We start from the raw sequence: 19,690 nt of genomic DNA, 5'->3' as shown, positions 1-19,690 counted from the left end.
GTAGGCATCAAATGACGCATCAGCCAGTTGCCAGGAGCTTCGACAATTCCCGCCGCCTGCGCGAGCAGCCCGCGGGCGTGGCGGTGGATCCGAAGACGCGGTTGCGCAACGCCGGGTTGCGGCCGACGGTGCAGCGTCTGGCGCTGAGCAAGCTGCTCTTCGGCAAGGGCGACCGCCATGTCAGCGCCGAGGCGCTGCACGCCGAGGCCCGCGAGGCCGGCCTGACCATGTCGCTCTCGACGGTCTACAACACGCTCAACCAGTTCGCCCAGGCGGGGCTCTTGCGTGAAATCGCCGTCCAGGGTCCACGCACCTATTTCCATACGCGCACCTCGCCGCATCATCATTTCATGGACGAGGCGACGGGCCGCATGTTCGACGCCGCCGACGGCTCGGTCGAATTCTCCCGCCTGCCGGCGCCGCCCGAGGGCATGGAGATCGTCGGCTGCGACGTAATCATCCGCATCCGCCCGAAAAAAGGCTGAACGTCGGCGGGGCGACATGGCCCGCAAAATCTGGCTTTTCTACGCGATCGCGACTGTCGCCGCCGGGCTCGTCCTGCTTGCGCTCTATGTCAACGCCTATGATGATTACGACATAGGCGACCGCTTGCGCGGCGTCGGGCGCTTTGCGCGCCGGGCCATGACGCTTCTCTCCTTCCCGCTTGGACCGTCCGTCGGCTTGCTCGCGGACGAGCCGCTCGAACGCGCTTTCGGCTGCGGCGACCCCAACGAGCCCTGCGCCTTTTTCGTCCACTGGAACACGCGTTTCGCGGCGCTCGTCGCGCAAATCGGCCTGCTGCGCTGGGCCGTCGCCCGCGGGCGGTGAGACAAAGGGCGGCCTTGTTCTGTCGGGGCAATGAGAAAAGGCGGAGCCGCCGGCCCCGCCCTTTGTCTTTTCGTGCGCTCGAAGGATCAGCCCAAAAGCTTCTTGATTTCCGCCTTCAGCCCCTCGGCGATGTCCGGCCTCGCGAGGCCGAAGGCGATGTTCGCGGCGAGGAAGCCGAGCTTCGAGCCCGTGTCATAGGTGCGGCCGTCGAAGCGCACGCCATGGAAGGGGCGCTCCCTGGCGAGATGGATCATGGCGTCGGTGAGCTGAATCTCGCCGCCCGCGCCCTTCTCGCCCTTTTCGAGCAGCTCGAAGATCTTGGGTTCGAGAATGTAGCGGCCGGAGATGATGAAATTGCTGGGCGCCGTTCCCTGCGGGGGCTTCTCGACCATGCCGGTGATCTCGAAGGTCTCGCCATAGTCCTTGCCGGTGGCGACGACGCCGTATTGATGCGTCTCCTCGGGCTTCACTTCCTCGACGGCGATGATGTTGCCGCCGTGCCTTTCGTAAGCCGCGACCGCCTCGGCGAGGCAGCGGGCGGTTTTCCCGGCGGCCGGCAGGGTGATCATGTCGGGGAGCAGCACGGCGAAAGGCTCGTCGCCGATGATGTCGCGCGCGCACCAGACGGCGTGGCCGAGGCCGTGCGGCGCCTGCTGGCGCGTGAAGCTCGTGGCGCCGGCCGGAGGCAGGTCCGCCATCAGGGCTTCATATTCTTTGGTCTTGTTGCGGCGGCGCAATGTGTCTTCAAGCTCATAGGCCATGTCGAAATGGTCTTCGATGACGGCCTTGCCGCGCCCGGTGACAAAGACGAAATGTTCGATGCCGGCCTCGCGCGCCTCGTCGACCACGTGCTGGACCACCGGACGATCGACGACGGTGAGCATTTCCTTCGGCACGGCCTTGGTCGCCGGCAGGAAACGCGTGCCGAGACCGGCGACAGGGAAAACGGCCTTGCGAATGCGCTTGGTCATGAGTGTCCGCTTCGAGTGAGTGAGTGACGGGAAACGCCGAAGCTCGCGGAAGAGCCGAAGCCGCCGCGAGGCGCCTGTTTTTTAAGGTTACGGCGTTAATTTCGCGTGAGGAAGGTAGGAAACGAACATGGCTGTTTTGGTGACAGGAGGCGCCGGCTATATCGGCAGCCACACGGTTCTTGAACTCCTCGACGCGGGCGAGAAGCCCGTCGTGCTGGACGATCTTTCCACGGGCTTCAAATGGGCGGTGCCCGAGGGCGCGCCCCTCGTCGTCGGCGACGACGGCGACGAGGATCTCGTCACCGAGACGATCGCCCGCTACGACGTCGACGCCATCATCCATTTCGCCGCCAAGATCGTGGTGCCGGAATCGGTCGCCGATCCCTTGGGCTACTATCTCAACAATACGGCGAAAGCGCGCACGCTCATCGCGACGGCGGTGGGCTGCGACGTGAAGCGTTTCATCTTCTCCTCCACCGCGGCCGTCTATGGCGATCCGGACCATCTGCCGGTGACCGAGGACGAGCCCCTGAATCCCGTTTCCCCCTATGGCCGCTCCAAGCTCATGGTCGAATGGATGCTGGAGGATACGGCGCGGGCGCACGACTTCGCCTATGTGGCGCTGCGCTATTTCAACGTCGCCGGCGCCGACCCCCAGGGCCGCTCGGGGCAGTCGACGCCCAACGCCACCCATCTCATCAAGGTCGCGGCGCAGGCGGCGCTGGGGAAGCGCCCGAAAATGCAGGTCTTCGGCACGGATTATCCGACGCCGGACGGCACCTGCGTGCGCGACTACATCCAGGTCACGGACCTCGCCCGCGCCCATATCGACGCGCTGAACTATCTGCGGGACGGCGGTGGGAGCCTCGTCGCCAATTGCGGCTACGCCAGGGGCTTTTCGGTGCTGGAGGCAATCGAGGCGGTGAAGCGGATCTCGGGCGTCGACTTCCCGGTGGAATACGCCCCGCGCCGCCCGGGCGACCCGGCGGCTATTGTCGCCTCCAACGAGCGCGCGCGAAACATTCTTGGCTGGAAGCCCGAGCATGACGATCTCGACGAGATCGTGCGCCAGGCGCTGGATTGGGAGAAGAAGCTCGCCGAGCGTACGTAAGGCCGTTCCGGTCAGGCGTGGCCGACGGCCATGCTGATGGGCGGCGTGGGGTTCGCGGGGGAGGGGGCTTCCGCGACCGCCTGTTTCGCGGCGTGATCAATCAAAGATGTGCAGGGGCGTTCCGCTATGAGCGCGCGCAGCTCACGCGCGGCGCGGCGCGCGGCCTCGCGCATGTCTTCCGGCAGGCGACGGCTCTGCGCGAGATGATCCGCTTCGAGGAGCTTGAGACGCAACACCGCGGGGCCGGCGGCGTCGAGAAAATCATTGTCGGAAAAGCTCAGCAGAGCCAGAGCGTCTTTCCCCTGCATGTCGATCCTCGCAATGCGTCTCCCCTTCCGCTCCGGAAAGGCCATCATGAACATGACGCAAGCTGAGCTTAGGGTCGGCGGCTGTCGCGAGGCTTGCGCGCAACGGAATCACGCCAATTCCGTTTGATCCCCTCGCCGTACGGCCGTCATGGCGCCCGAAGCAATCCGGAGCCACGGCGGGCGCTTCCGGTTTGCTTACCAGCTATTGTGAAGTCGGGTATGCCCGACTTCGAAAAAAGCGTCGCAGCAAAGCAATCAGGCGGACTCCAGCCGTTCGACGATGGCGCGCAGCACTTTGAGCCGCGCATATTTCTTGTCATTGGCTTCGATCAGCGTCCAGGGCGCCAGGCGCGAGCTGGTTCGGTCGACCATTTCCGTCATTGCTTGCTCATAGAGCCCCCACTTCTCGCGATTGCGCCAGTCGTCGGGCGTAAGCTTGTAGCGCTTGAAGGTCTTGGCCTCGCGATCCTGGAATCGGCGCAGCTGCTCGTCTGGCGAGATGGCGAGCCAGAATTTGATGACCAGATAGCCGGTCTCGCCGAGTTGCCGTTCGAAATCGTTGATCTCCTGATAGGCGCGCATCCAGTCTTCTTGCGCCGCGAAGCCTTCCACGCGCTCCACCAGCACGCGGCCGTACCAGCTCCGGTCGAAGATGGCGACGTCGCCCCGGCGTGGGACACTGCGCCAGAAGCGCCAGAGATAGGGATGCGCCCGCTCCTCGTCGGTCGGCGCGGAGACGCCATGAACGCGGAAGCGACGCGGGTCGAGCGCCTCGCGGACGCGGCGGATGGTTCCGCCCTTGCCGGCTGCGTCGTTGCCCTCGAAGACGAGAACGAGGCCCCGATCCTTGAAGCTCTTCGCCGTCGTGGCCTCGGTGAGCCGCCGTTGAAGCGCGCGGAGCTCCTGGCTGTAGGTTCCCGGATCATGCCGTTTCGTCAGATCGAGCGCGGAGACGAGACTTGGGCGGGGCAGGTCGGGCGCCGGAGCGGCGACGGCGCGGGTGCGGGGAGACGCCTCGACCCCGGCGGCGGCGGCCTGGAGGGTTTGCAGCAAGAGGTCGCCCACCGCCGCGTCGCGGTAACGGGGATCGGCGGCCGGCACCACGGCCCAGGGCGCATCGCCCGTCGAGGTCTTTTCGATCATCTCCAGGGCGGCGTCGACCAGGCGCGCGCGCGCCTTGGCGCCCTCGAATTCTCCCCATTCGATCACGGCCGGCCGGCGGAGCGCGCCATTCGACTCGCGCAGCTTCTCAAGCCGCTTCTGCGCTTCGTCGTCATCCATCTGCAGCCAGATCTTGAGGAGATGGACGCCTTCGAGCCGCAGCATCTCCTCGCTGCGAATCATCTCCTCCAGCGCATTGTCATAGGCGTTCTTATCAAGCCGCCTTAGCGCGCGGTTGCGCAGGAGGCGATGGTGCCAGGAGCCCAGCACCAAGCCGATGCGGCCCTTGGCCGTCATGTCGCGCCAATAGCGCCAGGAACCAGGCCGCGCGCGCTCCTCGTCGGTGGGCGCGCCGTAGGAAAGCGTCTCGACCAGATGGTCGTCCAGCCAGTCATAAAGCCGGTTGACGACCTCGCCCTTGCCGGCGCCGTCGGAGCCGTTGATCAGGACCATGACGGCGGCGCGCTTCTGCTCGGCGACCTCGAACTGCGCGTCGAGCAACCGCTCGCGCAGCCGCGCCTCGACGGCGTCGAATTCTTCCCGGGTCATGACATGAGGCAGGCGCGCGGATTCGAACATGGGGGCTGTCCACAAGGGAATCTTTTCAATCGGGCCCGCTGTGGTAGATATGGGCTCAGCGGGTCCCGTAGCTCAGCAGGATAGAGCAGCGGTTTCCTAAACCGAAGGTCACAGGTTCGAATCCTGTCGGGACCGCCAGTAAAAACAAAGGCCTCCGATCTACGCTCTTCCCTCGCGTCGCGGCGCGGGAGAGCCGTGGGAAGCCCGATTATGCAGTCAAACCTCCTCCATTTGTTCCGACGAGTCGTATAAATTTAGCCGTTAACCTAACATAATACATAATATCTGACCCCTGCCGGCGGCATAGGCCGCTCTCCGACGGCCTTCAGGTCGATGTGGCCCCGCAATCGAGCTTGTCAATGCTTCCGTTTTTTAGGATGCTATCGGGAGGTACGACTTCCTTAATCAAGGCCAGCCCGATCGCGCCCGCTTCAACTCGCTCCCGCGCGGCGTCTCTTCGGAAAGCGGCGGAAAATCTGTCGGGCGTTGCTGGCGTCCTCCGGCTTGCCTATAATGCGGGTCGGCCGGTACGAATGATTCGTGTGGAACTCCATGAGCGGACCGCGACAATATCCGCCCAATTCGTCTATGGCTCTTAATGGAAGGGCGGCAGGCAGATCCGCTCGGCCGCCCGCGCTCTCCAGCCGAATCGAAAGGCAGGCATGGCCGATCGCATCTCAATTTTAAGGCAAGGGCTTACGACCGACTCATACGCGCTCGAGATTGGTCCGAGCTTCAATCCGGTCCTGCCGAAGAGCGAGGGCTGGAACGTCGTCACGATCGACCATGAAGACAAGCCCGGACTGGTCGCGAAATATTCAGCCGATCCGTCGGTCGAAACGTCTAAAATCGAAGAGGTGGATTTCGTTTGGCGCGGCGGCGCGCTGACCGATGCGATTCCCTCGCATCTGCACGGCGCATTCGACGCTGTGCTCGCAAGCCATGTGATCGAGCACACGCCGGATCTCGTCGCATTTTTGAAAGCGACGGAAGAGCTGATCAAGCCCGACGGCGTTGTGATCCTCGCCGTCCCAGACAAACGCGTCTGCTTCGATTTTTACCGCCAACTCACGCTGACGGGCGACGCCTTGGTCGCTCATCGCGCGAAGGCCGACCGCCACGACGCGCGCACGCATTTTGAGAATGGCGTGTACATGGCGATCAAAGGTCAGTCGGCTGGCTGGTTCCGAGCGGACACGCGTCCGGCCATCCTTAACGCGCCGATCGCAACCGCTTTTGATTTTATGGCGCGAGCCGAGCGTCCGGAATATATCGATGCGCATTGCTGGATTTTTGTTCCGGCCAGTTTCGAGCTTGTCGTCCTCGAGCTTGCCGCGCTCGGCCTTTTGGATTTGCGCGTCGAGCGAACGGAGATTTCCGAGGCGACGGAATTCTATGCCTGGCTTCGGCGAGGCCGCGTTGAATATCAGCCGGAACAAGTCCAGGAGATGAGGCGCCTCCTCCTTGATCGGCTGATAATCGAGCTGGCCGAGCAGTCCCGGCAGATTGAGGGAAGCCCGCTTGCTATTGCGGAAGAACGCATCCGAACGCTTGAGGCGCAGCTCGCGCGCGAGGGTGGCGGTCTGCCGGGTTGAGTCTCGCCGAAGCGCGCTTTCCCGCCAAAGTTTTGCCGCCAATCAGTGAAACACCCGCAGCCAGTTTGAGAGCGAGAAAGAATCTATGAGCGGGTATGAAGCCCGGAATCGCCGCGGCGATATAGCAGTATTGCTAAAAAACACGTTGAAAACACGCGTCGAGCAATGGTCGCGCAAGGCGTCGCACAAGCGCATCCAGAAAATTATCGAGTCTTCGGGTCTCTTCGACGCGGATTGGTATCTGACGAGGTATCAAGACGTCGCTCAAGGAAAAATAGACGCCCTCACGCATTACCTCGAGCATGGCGCCGAGGAGGGGCGTTGGGCCAGTCCGCTTTTTCACACCGACTGGTATCTGCGCTCCAATCCAGATGTCGTCGCGAATAAAATCAATCCGCTGCTGCACTTTGTGCTTCACGGCGCCTATGAAAACAGGGATCCGAATCCTTTCTTCTCCACGCGCCTATACCAGGAGGCGAATCAAACCGGCCGGGAAAATCCCCTCTCGCATTTCTGCCGTGTCGGGCATTTCTCCGCCAATCCTTCGGATAAATTCGACACGGCCTGGTATCGGAGCCGCTATCTGGCTCATGAGCCGGATGAGGTAAACGCGCTCGCGCATTATTTTAGATGCGGACGTGACCGGCACTTTTTTCCGCATCCGAACGAAGAAGAGCGTTATTTTCGGCAAAGGCGGGTTATCGAGCGGTCGGGCCTCTTCGACCCGGGATTCTACCGTCAGGTTTACCCTGATGTGCGCGCCTCCGATCTCGATCCACTCGAACATTTCATGTTTCACGGGGCGAGAGAAGGAAGAAAGCCGCATTTCCTGTTCGATGTCGGGTGGTATCTGAGACAGGCCGTCGCTGACGAAGATGCGCATGCCAACCCGCTTTTGCATTATCTGGAGACCGGCGCCGCCAGGGGGCTTAATCCAAACGCCTGGTTTGACGGTCTCTGGTATCTCAACGCTTATGAAGATTGCCGGGAGTCCGGCCTCAGCCCGCTTGCGCACTTTCTTATTCACGGCGGCCGGAAAACCAGCCCGTCACGTTATTTCGACGCGATCTGGTATTGGCGACGCCATCCAGACGTCGCTGCGGCGCGAACGAACCCCCTCAAGCATTATCTCGAAACTGGCTTGGCCGAGGGACGTCAGACGCGAACAATTCGTAGCGCTCTCGTCCCCTCGGACCTGCCGAGCAGCGCCAAGATCACCTGCCTTAAAAATCAAAGGGCGTCCGGGCGCGCGGCGGCGCTTTTCGTAACCCACGCGCCGAGTGGGGCCGTAAAAGGACATGTCGAGCATTATGTGCGCGCGTTCGCCGGGCAGGATGTCGATGTCGTTTTGATCATCGCGGCGGATCAGAGAAAAACATCCGTTCCAACCAGTCTTGCGGATGCTTGCGCGAATATTTATGTGCGTCAAAATATTGGTTTTGATTTTGCCGCCTGGGCCCATGTGCTCGAACTCGATCCCGGCCTGTATGACTGTCCCGTTCTTTATCTTGTTAACGATAGTCTCATCGGTCCGATTGAGGAAGGGCAATTCAATCGCCTTTTAGGGCGAGTAGCAACTGCACGAGAAGACATTGTCGGGCTGACGGAGAATGCGGTTTACGCGCGTCATTTGCAAAGTTATTTTCTGGCGCTCAAAAAGCAGGCGCTAACAAGCTATGCCCTTCATCTTTTTTTTCAGGAGATCGTTAATTTCTCCGATAAAGAACTGGTCATTCGCAATTATGAAGTCAGCTTCACTGCGCGCATGCGTGGCGCAGGCTTGGTCTGCGAGTCGTTTTTTGGAGGATACGCTGAGACGCAGGAGGATTCGAATGCGACCATCTTCTCCTGGCATGAACTGTGCGACTCAGGTTTTCCTTTCATCAAGGCGTCGCTTGTCGAGGGAGAACATCGGGAAAAAGGCGGAGTTGCGGTCGAAAAATTTCTGCGGTCGCGCAAATTCGACCTTGCATTGCTGGATCCCAATCGCTCGCGAAGCGGCCCAAAGCTATGGGCGGACCTAAATCATCCAGGCTCTACCTCAAACGGGAAGCCACGCGTTTCCATGATCGGGCCCTGGAATTTCGCGAACGGTCTCGGGCATGCGAGCCGGGGGTACGTCTCGGCGCTGTTGCAAGGAAATTTTGCCTGCAATTTTTCCGCGATCGAGCGGCCGTTTCATGTGCATGCGCGGACAGCGCCCTCATGGAGCGCGCAGTCCTTCTCCGGTGCGTCGGACGTCGCACTTGTCCATGTCAATGGCGAGGCGTGGGACGCACTGCTGTCTCCGGGGCAGTTTGAAATCATTGACCGCGCGAAGCTTCTTATCGGCCTCTTCGTCTGGGAGCTTTCGGCGCTCCCTCGCGAGTGGCTGAAAACCATCAACCGGCTCGACGCGATCTGGGCCCCTTCCGAATTCTGCGCGGAGATTTTCCGGAATTACACGGACGTCCCGGTTCAAGTCGTTCCCTACGTCGTCGAGAAGACCACGAGATCGCCTGATCCCGCAGCGGTGACGAAGCTGCGCAAAAAACTGGGTTTGAGCAGCTCGAAACGAATCATCCTGTACGCCTTTGACGGTTCGAGCTTTCTAGCGCGGAAAAATCCTCACGCCCTTGTGCGCGCGTTTCGAGCTTCGGGATTGGCGCGAGACGGCTGGCGGCTCTTGCTCAAGACCAAGCATGTGTTCGATATTCCGTCCGAGGGCGGGAAGTTGATGGAGCTTGTCGGCTCCGACAGCGCGATCACGGTCATAGATCGGCCCCTGTCGCGCCCGGAGCTTCAGCAGCTTTTCGCGATCGCAGATATTTACGCCTCCTCGCACTGTTCCGAGGGGTTCGGGCTGACGATCGCCGAGGCGATGGCTATGGGAAAAGTCGTCGTAGCGACCGATTTCGGCGGCAGTCGCGACTTTCTGGATGCCAACTGCGGCTTCCCCGTCGCAGCGGACGTTTCTGTACTAGATCGTGATTTTGGTCCTTATGCCAGAGGCGGCGCCTGGGCCACGGTCGACGAGGCGGCGTTGGCGCGCGCGCTGAAGGACGCGGCGAGAGCGGTCCGCGGGGGCTCCGACATTGGAGACCGCGCGCGCGCGCGCATTGCGAGCCAACTCTCCGCCCCGGCCGTTGCCGCTATCATGGAAAAAAACATCAACGAGCTTCTCAGCAGAGATCGCCCAAAAGTCTCGGAAGACGCGCAATGAGAAAAGTCAAGGAATTGCCGGCCGGCTGGCGGTGCGTCGAATTTCCTCCCGACCTGCGCCCAGTTCCGCTCGATGGCGACCTCCGGCCCATCGACGCCGACATTCTGAAGTCGGTCGACGGGCGCGCGAATCTCGTCTTCTTCATCGCGCCCGCGACGGCGCGTCTCAATCCGGAGCTGATCGATCTTGTGAGGCCTAGCCTGGCGCGGCGGCCCGAGGTGGGCGTATTCTACGGGGATGACGCGGTCGCGCAGCCCGGCAGGGCGCCGCATGACGTTTATTGCAAGCCCGCTTTCAACAAGGCGCTGCTCTGCGCGGATGATTACATTGGTTTCCCTCTTCTTGTCCGCGGCTCAGCCTTTGCGGCGACGCCTTACGAGCCCTGCGCCGTTCCGGGCGCGGATTGGTATCGCTATTGTTTCGAGGCGCTGCGGGCGGGGGTGTCGTTCGAACGGATCCCACATACGCTTATCGCGCACGCGGTCATACGCCGGAAAGCCGAGCGCAAGTCTCGAGAAAAAATTCTCGCCTCCATTTTTGCCAGCGAAGACGCGCCACTTGCAGCGTTGCCCGGCGCCACCGCCGACACGACGCGCATTATGAGGCGTTTCCGAAACGATCATCCGGTTGTGACCCTTGTGGTGCCTACCCGGCAAAGCGCGCCCGAGGGGCATTCGGAAAATGTCAAGCCGCACATCGTCAATTTGCTCGACAGCCTGGCGAACTCCACCTGGCCGGCGAGCAAATTGAAAGTTCTGATCGGCGACGATGAACCGAGCGATGCGATTTATCGAGACCGGAAAGACAAATTTCAGGTCAAGAGAATTGTTACGCAACGACGCCTCGGCGAGCCCTTCAATTACGCCGCGAAAATGAACCGGCTCTGGCGCGAGGCGGAAAGCGAACACATCGTTCTTATGAACGACGACGTGATCGTGCGCGCGCCGGACTGGCTCGAGTCCTTGCTCACCTTTGCGATGGACGAAGATGTGGGCGGGGTCGGAGGAAAGTTGCTGCTTCCCGACGGCAGAATCCAGCACGCCGGAATGTTCGGCGAGGTCTGGGGAATTTGCATCCATCCGTGGTACACGAAGCCGAGCGACGACAAGACATACTGCGACTGGGCCGTCGTGCAGCGCGACTGTACAATTGTCACCGGCGCTCTTTTCGCAACCAGACGAAGCGTGATGGAGGCCGTCAACGGGATGGACGAAAGTTTCAGTCTGGACTTTAACGATGTCGATCTTTGCCTGAAAATGCGCATGCTTGGCTATCGCATCGTCTACGAGCCCTTCGCGGAGATGGCGCATCACGAAAAAGGCTCAAGAAAGGCGAGTTTCGCGCCCGGCAGCCAGACCCATCTTTTTTTGAAGCGCTGGCGCGACTTTCTGCGGGAAGATCCGATGTACAGTCCGCAGTTGCGCATCGACACGGACGACATCGCCCCGCATCCAAACGCCTTTATGGTAGATTGAGGTCGCGGGGCCGCCTGGAATGTTCCAACAGGGCGTTGGAATTCATTTCCGGCGAGCTCCGTGGCCGTGAAAAGGATCGAGGCCTCTCCTGATCGTATCAGAGCCTATTTAAGCGATCCGAGCTGAATGCCGCATGAAGAACCATCATGCGAGATCACTTGCGTCTCTTTGCAAGAATGGTTGGCCTCTGAGCGTCAGAAGGTCCGCTCGGATCATGATTGTGTCGCGCTCTGGAAATAACATATTCCACATCGAACCCGCAGTTATCAAAAATACGATCGTAAAGCCCCTTTGACAGGGTCCACCACGCATAATTGAAATTCGGGTCGGTCCAAGAAGTAATAGGACGCATGACCAGATCCTCGGTTTCAATGACGTCGGTAAACGGAATGATCACAGCCTCTTTAGCAACTTTACACCATGCTCCTATCGAATAGACTGGATCTGACAAATGCTCAATAATAGCCCCCGCTAACACAACATCAAACGATGTGTCCCATTCGTAGAGCTCCGGAATAGGGGTATACACACACTTAGCGTTGCTTTTATATTTGTGCCAGCAATACCACCATGAGTTCTTAACTGGAATAAGGTTTTTTTGCGTCCAGTCTTCACGCGCTGTTTTAATGTCCATAAATGACTGAGCGTGCATGAACGGGACATGCCGAAACTCGCGAGTGGAAGCCGCATCGAGCGCCGTAACGGTCGCGCCGGCTTTCTCAGCATTGAAGGCAAGATATCCGGTGGCCGTCCCAATATCCAAGACGGTCTTTCCGCGGAGGTCGTAATAGCCGACGTAATTCGCGAAATCCGGGATATCCCAGCTGCCTTCGACCCGCGTTCCGTCCGGGAACTCCATTGAGTGATACCAATAACATGCTTTTTGTTCGACCATGGGCCATGGCTTTTCGTAGAGGTCATCCATTCCCATGTTTCTCGTCCCTTAGAGTGGATTCGACTTATTTTCAGCGCAGCGAAGAAGTTGGCGTTTGCCGGCATGAGCTGAGGAATCAGCGCGTTGATCCTATCTCGCAGCGCTTCGTTGGCAAGTCCCTCTACGCTTCCCGCCTTTAGATGAGGGTGACGAAAGACTGCGAGTTGGTGGAAGCGTCTCCTCAGCGATCTGGCGCGGTTTGGGCAGTTCTCTTCCATCCTTCTTCTCGGAAGCAGGCATGATTTTTCTTGTGCGTCGCCATCACTGCAAGCCGGAGCCCCCAGGCCCGGCGGCGCTGTTCACTGCGCCCGAAGCGCGACGCCATCGTCGAAAAAGAGGCGACCGCTCTTATTCCCCCGCCTGATCGCGCGCCGAATACGCCATGGACAGGCGCGAAACGACAAAGGTCAAATGCAGGCCGATATAAAAATACAAATCGCGGTCCTCGAAGTGGGGAATATCCATAAATATTTCCAGTAGTCTGACAGCAGAGATGGCGACAAGAGTCGTCATCAGTTTCAGTTTAAGTTGCGTAAAATCAACCGTAGCCATTGACAGAGGGAGCGGCGCGGCGGTCTCGTCGTCAATCCTCGAAATGAAATTTCCATATACCGAAATGATAACCACGACGACAAGCGCGGCGATCAGCGTCAAATCAATCATTTCCAACAGCTCAACTTTGACGTCTATTTCTCTTCCGATGTATATCGCGCGAATAAAATGCAAAGCGCTATTCGCCGTCTTGAATAAGAGGCCGATCAGGCCGATCGCTAAAATAAAAATAAAAGGCGCCAAAAGCCACCGCATTGAAAAGATACAGCTTTCCAATGGACGTTTGATCATTTGCGGGTCCCTGCCTTCGGCGATGCTCCTTGACATAGCTGACCTGGGGCGGTGCGGCAAACATCTGCCGCTCTCGCTTTTTGGAGTGGCGTTCAGGCGCCGCGCGGCCGGCGTGGACGGCGCTGGAAACAATGGCGAAACACACGATCGGCAAGCGCCGGCTAACCTTTGAGCGGAGGGGCGTCCTTTCGCAACAGGAGCACAACGATGCTTCGAAGAATTGCTCTGATCGGCGCGCTGACGGCCGCGATTGTCCTGCCCGGAGAAGCCCTTGCATGGGGGCATGGCGGGGGCTTCGGCGGCGGTCATTTCGGCGGATTTGGCGGCGGGGGCTTCGGCGGGAGCCACTTCGGCGGCTTTGGCGGCGGGGGCTTCGGCGGGGGCCACTTCGGCGGTTTTGGCGGCGGCGCGCGCCTTGGAGGTTGGGGCGGCGGCTGGAGCGGCGGCGGCTGGGGAGGCGGCGGTTGGGGCGGTCGCTGGGGCGGCGGATTTGGCCGCGCCGGCTTTTGGGGCCGTCCGGGCCTGGGCTATGGCGGCTGGGGCTATCGTCCGTATTACTACCGGCCGGCGATCTACGGCGGCTACGGCTATGGTTGCTACCGGCCGCGCATGATCTGGACGGGCTGGGGTTGGGCGCGGACCTGGGTGAATGTCTGCGGCTATCCCGGATGGGGATATTCCAGCTGGGGCTGGTAAGTCGATCCGACGCGCTCGACGAAAACGCCCGTTCGCGCCGTGACCGGAGCGCTTTCTCGAGCGCGTCCGGTCGCTTCGCTGGTGTGGCGATTCACGACGAAATGACGCCCGCGGCGAGGCTCAACGTCCCGTGCCGATGGCGAGTGAAAGCTTTCTCGCGCGTTCGTCAGACATCGGCGCAAAGTCGGAGGGCTGGTGCGCGCCGGCAATGCGCCCGCGGAAAACCATGAAACCGTCCGGCGCCGCGTAAATGTCGCCTGCCCGCAAGGTGGGATCGCGCAGGATCGACGTCGGGCGCGGCGCTTTCCTTTCGGGCGCGGGGTTCAAAAACGACAGATAAACCTGGACGGCGCGGCCCGCGAAGGCTTCATAGTCGCTGCGCGCGCGGGACACCCGGCGGCGCCACGCGTCCCGCGCCGCCGCCCGGCCGTCTTCGCCCCCATAGAAGAGCGCGACCCGGCTTTCCTGAGCACAGGCCGGGGCGCTCGCCGCGGCGGCGAGCCATGCTGCGATTGCCAGGAAAAGGGCGGCGGCGTTGCGCATGAGAGGAAAACGCTGCCGGGGGCTCGACGGTTCCCCGCCTGGGCGCGCGGCGCCCCCGTGACGCCGCGCCGGAGGGGCGCCTATTTCTCGCCCGTGCGCCATAGCGCGCCGAGGGCCATCCCGGCGATGGCGGCCAAGGCGAGCGCCGTAAAAGGCTGCGCGCGGACGGACGATTCGATCGTCGTGCGCCAGTCTTCAATGGCGTCGCTTGCGCTGTCGGCGACCTGCTGGCCCTGCTCGCGGGCGGCGGCGAGCGTCTTCGTGGCCTGTTCCATGCCTTGTTCAACCATGCGCCCCGCCTGATCGGCGGCGCTCGACGCTTGCTGGGCGACCATCGCCCCGATATTCTCGGCGTCGCGTTCCCGATTTCGCTTGAAGAGCTGCATGTCGGCATCCTCGGTACGTTGGCGTTCCCGCGTTATGTCGCGTGAGCGATCAACCAGAGGCGACCGAGGGTTGTTCCTGACCGGGGCCCACAAAAAGCCGGCCGCGCCTTTTCGGGCGCGGAGGCCAGGCGTCTCCGGCGCCGTCGCAAAGCATTTGCCCGGCTTGTCACTGAAGCCGCCGTCGCCGCGAGGGCGCGGCGGCGAGATGCGGGCGCGCCATGGCCTTCGCCACAAGGAGTCGCGCGCAGCGCGACCCGGATTGCTGACAAAGTAGCGGCGACGCCCCTCGCGCTTCGAGACGCTTGCTTTGCAAGCTCCTCGGCATAAGGCGTTTCTTCCATCGACGCCCAACAGTCAGGCGTCATCCTGAGGAGCGAGCGAAGCTCATGTCTCGAAAGACGAGGCCGCCTTGGGAAGTTTGTCAACAAACTGAGCCGCGCGCAGCGCGACCCTTTCATTCCGACAGGCTGATTGCGCGGTCGCGCATCGCGATGATCGGCGCGGGATCGACCGTAATGCCGCCGCGGAAGGGATTGTCCAGCGCGGCGATGAGAAAGATGACGGCGCCGAGGAACAGCGACGTCGTCACGCCGAGCAGGAGATGCACATGCGCCTCCATGTCGAAGAGGCACATAAGCAGCAGATAGAGAAAAGCGCCGAGATAGACGACCGACCATAAGGGGCCGGGTATGCCCGCGCTCTCCGCGTCCAGCAGCAGACGACGCTGTTCGATCATGACGTTCACTTGCCGGAACGTCTCGGCGGATACGAGCTCTTCGGTCTTTGTGCGCGGTTCGAACATGAGGAGCTTCGACATCATGCGCCGCAACGTCGGCGAGGAGCCTGTGGCGGTCGACGTTGTCGGGTCGGCCGGCCAGTGCGTCTCGACGGCTTCGACGGCGTAATCGTGCAGATCCTGCTGAAGCTGCTCCCGCAGCGGCATGGGGAAGCCGTTGAGATCGTGATAGAGCGTCGCGAAAACCAGCGCCTTCTTGGAGACGGCGTCCTTCGCGGCGGTGAAGTCCTGATAGGCTTCGATAGCGAGCAGGCCGAGCAGGATCCCGTACAGCGCGGCGAAGCTCTGCAGCGAAAAGCCGATCATGTCGTTGGCGTTGCGTCGTCCATGTATCCATCGCCGCGAATAGGGGCGGCCGATGAAAATGCCGATGACGGTGAGCGCGACGAAGCCGCCGCAAAACATCGACGCCATTTGCCCCGTCGAAAAGCCTTTGAGCAGATCGTACACCGCGTGTCTCCTTCGCGGCCATTAGGCGGCGCGGGCGAGGCTTTGTCAAAGCCTTTGAAGCGGCGCGGGAATTCACGTTCTCTTCACCACGCGGGGAGGCGACGCGACCCGTTATTTGCACGGATGTCGGGGACGCAAAACGTTAGCGGCCGCGTCAACGTCTCATGAGCCAGAAGAGGGCGCTCAGCAGGACGCTCAGCAGCAGCGACGTCGCGAGCGGAAGATAGATGCGCAAATTGCCGCGCTCATAGACGATGTCGCCCGGCAGACGCCCCGGCGTGACGCCGAAGCGCTCGGCCGCCATCCACAGCAGCCCGAGACCGATCAACGCGACACCGATAAAAATCAGTAATCTGGGCATGATGATGCAGCCTCTCGCCTGCTTGCGCGGTTCGCGCCGCGCGAAGTGACATATTGTCGCGAAGGCCGGATTCGCGAAGCCCTTCGCTTGCAAAACATCGGTTACGCCGTTACCTCGCACGACAGGTTTCGAGCGGCGAATGATCGGCGCGCACGACAAGGGTGCGACGAAATCGCCCAGCCGAATGAGGGCGCCATGGCGCGCCTTTCGCAAGGGCCTGTCGAGACGCAGACGCCCTGAACCTGACAACAAAACGTCTCTCCATCCTCGCGGGCTGCGAAGCTCCGCGCGCGGACGTGCGCGTATATTGGAAAGGTATGACAATGATGATGAGGCCTGATCATATCTGGATCGCGATGACGATGGTGAAGCACGGCACGCTCGCGGGCGCCTTCATCTTCGCCTTCAAGATCCTGCGTTTCGCGCTTACTTTTTGACGTTTTCGGCCCGAGCGCGCGCGGCGTCGCCGGGCAGGTCCCCGGAATTCGTCATTCGCTCTTGACCTTGGCGCGCTTACCCCCGACTAGCTATCGGCGATAAAGGGGAGCGCGACAAATGGCGGCGATCGACGGTCCGAGAGTTGCGGCGAAATCCGGCAAAGCCCGGCAGCTCGTCGTTTTCCTTCATGGCTATGGCGCGGACGGCGCCGATCTCATCGAGATCGGGCGCCAATGGCGCTCCTTCCTCCCCGACGCCGATTTCGTCGCGCCTCATGCGCCGGAACGCTGCGCCATGTCGCCCATGGGGCGGCAATGGTTTCCGCTGACCATGCGCGATCCCGACGAACGCTGGCGCGGCGTGATTTCCGCGCGCCCGACGCTCGACGCCTTTCTCGACGAGGAGTTGGAGAAGCGCGGCTTCGACGAGCGCTCGCTCGCGCTGGTGGGCTTCAGCCAGGGGACGATGATGGCTCTGCATACGGGGCTGCGCCGGCGCAAGGCGCCCCGCGCGATCCTCGGCTATTCCGGGATACTGGTGCTGGGTCCCGACCAGCCCGGCGCCGAGCGCTCGCCTCAGAGCCCGCCGCCCAACGTGCTTCTCGTCCATGGCGAGGAAGACGAGCTCATCCCGGTCGACGCGCTGATGCTCTCAGCCAATTCGCTCGCCGACATGAATGTCCCGACGCAATGGCACATATCGGCCGGGCTCGGCCACGGCATCGACAATGCCGGGCTGATCCATGGCGCGCTGTTCCTGGCGCAGGCTTTCGGCGTGAAAGTGGAGTTCGCGCGGCGGTGAGACTCTCATCCGACCTTTGCGTCAGCAGGGTCGGATGGAGGATCTCACGCCGGCTCCGCCCCCTCCGGCTCCAGCACCGGCTCCAGGACCGGTTCGACGAGGACGGGAATACGCCGCGCGGCGCGGCGCACCACTGGCCGGTAGAGCTGTTTCGTGGCCTCCACCACATGCACGCCGCCGCCCGGCAGGGAGAATCGTCCGGCGATGCGCTCAAAGGCCGGGGCGGAGCGCAGCAGCGTCACGCGCTGGAAGGGCGGCACATAGAGCGCCTCGCCCCAGAACACGGGCAGGAATTGCGCCTCCTGCAGCAGCGTCTGCAACTGCCCGCGCGAATAGGGGTGGCCGTGGCCGAAAGGTGTAGTGTCCACCCGCGCCCAGAGGCCCGTGCGGCTCGGCGCGACGATGACGACGCGACCGCCCGGCGCCAGAATGCGCCAGACCTCCTCCAGCAGATCCCGCGGGTGCTCCTCCACTTCCAGCGCGTGGACGAGAAGGATGCGGTCGATGCACTGGTCGGGCAGGGGCGTCATCGAGGCTTCGACCAGCGCCGTCGCCGATTTGCCGTCGAGCGGCCAGTGAACGACGCCCTGAGTCGCCGGCATGAAGGCCAGGACGCGCTGGGCTTTTTCCCGGAAGCCATCGAGATAGGGCGTCGGATAGCCGATCCCGAGCACGCGCAGGCTGGCATGGTCTTCCCAGCGGGAGCGCACCATGCGCCCAACCACGCGGCGGGCCACCTCGCCCAGCGCCGTTTCGTAAAAAGCCCGCAATCCAACGACATCGAGCGCCATGGCCGGATCATCCGCTTATTCGCCCAGCGACGCAAGACGAGGCCGGGTCGCATTTTTGCAGGGGAGCTTTATGATATTGCGCCGAGAGCGGCGGAGACCGACATGCCCATTGACGTAGCCCAGTTCATTTGCCTGACGGATAATTTCGGCCTCCTCGTCCATGACCGGGAGACTGGCGCGACCGCAAGCGTCGACGCGCCGGACGGCGAGGCGATCGCGGCCGAGGCCGAGCGGCGCGGCTGGCCGCTGACCCATCTCCTGATCACCCATCACCATCTCGACCATATCGAGGGATGGGAGATCCTGAAGCGACGCTTCCCGCAGATGAAGATCGTCGGCTCGGCGAAGGACGCCCACCGCCTGCCGCCGCTCGACCAGGCGGTCACAGACGGCGACGAGGCGCCGCTCGGCGCCTCGCGCGCCCGGGTGATCGCGACGCCCGGCCATACTTCCGGCCATGTCGTCTATTGGTTCCCGGACGACGAGGCGGTCTTCGTCGGCGATACGCTGTTTTCACTGGGCTGCGGACGCGTCTTCGAGGGCACGATGGACGAGATGCGCCTGTCGCTCGAAAAGATCGCCAACCTGCCGGGCGAGACCAGCGTCTATTGCGGGCACGAATATACGCAGGCCAACGGCCGCTTCGCGGTCACGGTGGACCCCGAAAACCCGGTGCTGCGCGACCGGCTCGCGAGCGTCGCGGAACTGCGCAAGGCGGGAAAGTTCACTTTGCCGACGACGATCGCGCTGGAGAATGCGACGAACCCCTTCCTGCGCGTCGAGGACCCCGAGGTGAAGAAGGCGATGGGCATGGGCGACGCCAACCCCTTCGCCGTCTTCGCCGCCATGCGCCAACGCAAGAACAGTTTCGCTTAGATGAGCGCGACCGATCTTTCGGCGGAGGAAGTCGCGCGTCTGCTCGACCTCGCCCCGCATCCCGAAGGCGGCTTCTACAAAGAGACCTTCCGCGACCCGCGTCGGCTCGACGGGCGCTCGGTCGGCACCGCCATCTATTATCTCCTGCCGGCGGGGCAGGTTTCCGCCTGGCACCGGGTCGACGCCGGAGAAATCTGGCACTGGCACGCCGGCGCGCCGCTGGAGCTGTCGCTCCATGACGGCGCGCGCAGCACCGCGATGCGGCTCGGGAGCGATCTCGTCGCCGGCGAGCGTCCGCAGGGGATCGTTCCGGCCGGCGTCTGGCAATCAGCGAAGAGCCTCGGCGCGTGGACGCTTGTCGGCTGCACCGTCTCGCCGGGCTTCGAATTCGCGCATTTCGAACTCGCGCCGCCGGGCTTCCCCCCGCCTGCCTGACGCGGGCCCCTCCCGATGGGGGATCGTACGCGCCACGCCAGCTCCCGCGCATGGGGCTTTGTGCCAGTCGCCGGATAGTGTATCGGGGCGCGCAAGGACAAAAAGAGGAA

20 protein-coding genes and 1 tRNA gene are annotated in these 19,690 nt (G+C 62.2%); 11 read left to right on the top strand and 10 right to left on the bottom strand.

Annotated elements, in window-relative coordinates; translation table 11 throughout:
• Positions 1-11: 11 nt before the first annotated feature.
• On the top strand, positions 12-485 hold the full coding sequence (gene irrA, locus ACNHKD_RS18905) for an iron response transcriptional regulator IrrA (protein ID WP_442755023.1): 474 nt from the start codon (positions 12-14) through the stop codon (positions 483-485).
• Between the two features lie 16 nt (positions 486-501).
• Positions 502-828, top strand: a complete 327-nt coding sequence (locus tag ACNHKD_RS18900; protein WP_442755022.1) for a hypothetical protein — start codon at positions 502-504, stop codon at positions 826-828.
• 86 nt (positions 829-914) lie between these two features.
• Here ACNHKD_RS18900 and galU read toward each other — a convergent pair whose 3' ends face one another.
• Complete coding sequence (gene galU, locus ACNHKD_RS18895) at positions 915-1,799, bottom strand: UTP--glucose-1-phosphate uridylyltransferase GalU (protein WP_442755021.1); 885 nt, start codon at positions 1,797-1,799, stop codon at positions 915-917.
• Positions 1,800-1,926: 127 nt separating this feature from the next.
• On the opposite strand from galU, the gene galE reads away from it, so the two are divergent.
• Complete coding sequence (gene galE, locus ACNHKD_RS18890) at positions 1,927-2,910, top strand: UDP-glucose 4-epimerase GalE (RefSeq protein ID WP_442755020.1); 984 nt, start codon at positions 1,927-1,929, stop codon at positions 2,908-2,910.
• An 11-nt stretch (positions 2,911-2,921) separates the two neighbouring features.
• Here galE and ACNHKD_RS18885 read toward each other — a convergent pair whose 3' ends face one another.
• On the bottom strand, positions 2,922-3,218 hold the full coding sequence (locus tag ACNHKD_RS18885; RefSeq protein ID WP_442755019.1) for a hypothetical protein: 297 nt from the start codon (positions 3,216-3,218) through the stop codon (positions 2,922-2,924).
• Positions 3,219-3,473: 255 nt separating this feature from the next.
• Entirely contained in the window at positions 3,474-4,958 is a 1,485-nt protein-coding gene (gene pap, locus ACNHKD_RS18880; protein WP_442755018.1) for a polyphosphate:AMP phosphotransferase, read from the bottom strand.
• Between the two features lie 61 nt (positions 4,959-5,019).
• Between pap and ACNHKD_RS18875 the strand changes: the two genes are divergently transcribed.
• The 4 genes from ACNHKD_RS18875 (at position 5,020) to ACNHKD_RS18860 (ending at position 11,230) form a co-directional block, all read left to right on the top strand.
• Positions 5,020-5,096, top strand: a tRNA-Arg gene (locus ACNHKD_RS18875).
• 524 nt (positions 5,097-5,620) lie between these two features.
• Positions 5,621-6,553 (top strand): class I SAM-dependent methyltransferase, encoded by a 933-nt coding sequence (locus tag ACNHKD_RS18870; protein ID WP_442755017.1) that lies wholly within the window; start codon positions 5,621-5,623, stop codon positions 6,551-6,553.
• Positions 6,554-6,638: 85 nt separating this feature from the next.
• Positions 6,639-9,755: a rhamnan synthesis F family protein gene (locus ACNHKD_RS18865; protein ID WP_442755016.1), complete on the top strand. Its 3,117-nt coding sequence runs from the start codon at positions 6,639-6,641 to the stop codon at positions 9,753-9,755.
• A complete protein-coding gene (locus tag ACNHKD_RS18860) occupies positions 9,752-11,230 on the top strand; it encodes a glycosyltransferase family 2 protein (RefSeq protein ID WP_442755015.1) in 1,479 nt (492 codons plus the stop codon). The genes ACNHKD_RS18865 and ACNHKD_RS18860 overlap by 4 nt, the downstream gene beginning before the upstream one ends.
• A 154-nt stretch (positions 11,231-11,384) precedes the next feature.
• On the opposite strand, the gene ACNHKD_RS18855 is transcribed toward ACNHKD_RS18860, so the two are convergent.
• Both ACNHKD_RS18855 and ACNHKD_RS18850 read right to left on the bottom strand, forming a co-directional pair.
• Entirely contained in the window at positions 11,385-12,155 is a 771-nt protein-coding gene (locus ACNHKD_RS18855) for a class I SAM-dependent methyltransferase (protein ID WP_442755014.1), read from the bottom strand.
• 357 nt (positions 12,156-12,512) lie between these two features.
• Positions 12,513-13,007, bottom strand: coding sequence for a YqhA family protein (locus ACNHKD_RS18850; protein ID WP_442755013.1), 495 nt, complete (start codon positions 13,005-13,007; stop codon positions 12,513-12,515).
• Positions 13,008-13,214: 207 nt separating this feature from the next.
• Between ACNHKD_RS18850 and ACNHKD_RS18845 the strand changes: the two genes are divergently transcribed.
• Complete coding sequence (locus ACNHKD_RS18845) at positions 13,215-13,703, top strand: hypothetical protein (protein ID WP_442755012.1); 489 nt, start codon at positions 13,215-13,217, stop codon at positions 13,701-13,703.
• A 120-nt stretch (positions 13,704-13,823) separates the two neighbouring features.
• On the opposite strand, the gene ACNHKD_RS18840 is transcribed toward ACNHKD_RS18845, so the two are convergent.
• The 4 genes from ACNHKD_RS18840 to ACNHKD_RS18825 all read right to left on the bottom strand — a co-directional run bounded on the left by ACNHKD_RS18840 (position 13,824) and on the right by ACNHKD_RS18825 (position 16,239).
• The gene (locus tag ACNHKD_RS18840; protein ID WP_442755011.1) at positions 13,824-14,246 is read right to left on the bottom strand and encodes a hypothetical protein; all 423 of its coding nucleotides are present in this window, start codon (positions 14,244-14,246) and stop codon (positions 13,824-13,826) included.
• 80 nt (positions 14,247-14,326) lie between these two features.
• Positions 14,327-14,632, bottom strand: a complete 306-nt coding sequence (locus ACNHKD_RS18835) for a hypothetical protein (protein ID WP_442755010.1) — start codon at positions 14,630-14,632, stop codon at positions 14,327-14,329.
• Positions 14,633-15,086: 454 nt separating this feature from the next.
• The gene (locus ACNHKD_RS18830) at positions 15,087-15,878 is read right to left on the bottom strand and encodes a bestrophin-like domain (protein WP_442755009.1); all 792 of its coding nucleotides are present in this window, start codon (positions 15,876-15,878) and stop codon (positions 15,087-15,089) included.
• A gap of 154 nt (positions 15,879-16,032) precedes the next feature.
• A complete protein-coding gene (locus ACNHKD_RS18825) occupies positions 16,033-16,239 on the bottom strand; it encodes a DUF2905 domain-containing protein (RefSeq protein ID WP_442755008.1) in 207 nt (68 codons plus the stop codon).
• 555 nt (positions 16,240-16,794) lie between these two features.
• Between ACNHKD_RS18825 and ACNHKD_RS18820 the strand changes: the two genes are divergently transcribed.
• The gene (locus ACNHKD_RS18820; RefSeq protein ID WP_442755007.1) at positions 16,795-17,478 is read left to right on the top strand and encodes an alpha/beta hydrolase; all 684 of its coding nucleotides are present in this window, start codon (positions 16,795-16,797) and stop codon (positions 17,476-17,478) included.
• Between the two features lie 44 nt (positions 17,479-17,522).
• Here the strand turns inward: ACNHKD_RS18820 and ACNHKD_RS18815 are convergent, their stop codons facing one another.
• The gene (locus tag ACNHKD_RS18815; protein ID WP_442755006.1) at positions 17,523-18,269 is read right to left on the bottom strand and encodes a class I SAM-dependent methyltransferase; all 747 of its coding nucleotides are present in this window, start codon (positions 18,267-18,269) and stop codon (positions 17,523-17,525) included.
• Positions 18,270-18,371: 102 nt separating this feature from the next.
• On the opposite strand from ACNHKD_RS18815, the gene gloB reads away from it, so the two are divergent.
• Together gloB and ACNHKD_RS18805 are read left to right on the top strand one after the other, a co-directional pair.
• Positions 18,372-19,145 carry a hydroxyacylglutathione hydrolase gene (gene gloB / locus ACNHKD_RS18810; protein WP_442755005.1) on the top strand — a complete coding sequence of 258 codons (774 nt, stop codon included), beginning with the start codon at positions 18,372-18,374 and terminating at the stop codon, positions 19,143-19,145.
• A complete protein-coding gene (locus tag ACNHKD_RS18805; protein WP_442755004.1) occupies positions 19,146-19,580 on the top strand; it encodes a cupin domain-containing protein in 435 nt (144 codons plus the stop codon).
• Positions 19,581-19,690 lie beyond the last annotated feature (110 nt).

Source organism: Methylocystis sp. JAN1, from assembly GCF_052186135.1.
Lineage (GTDB): Bacteria > Pseudomonadota > Alphaproteobacteria > Rhizobiales > Beijerinckiaceae > Methylocystis.
This window is presented reverse-complemented; position numbering and strand designations above follow the sequence as displayed.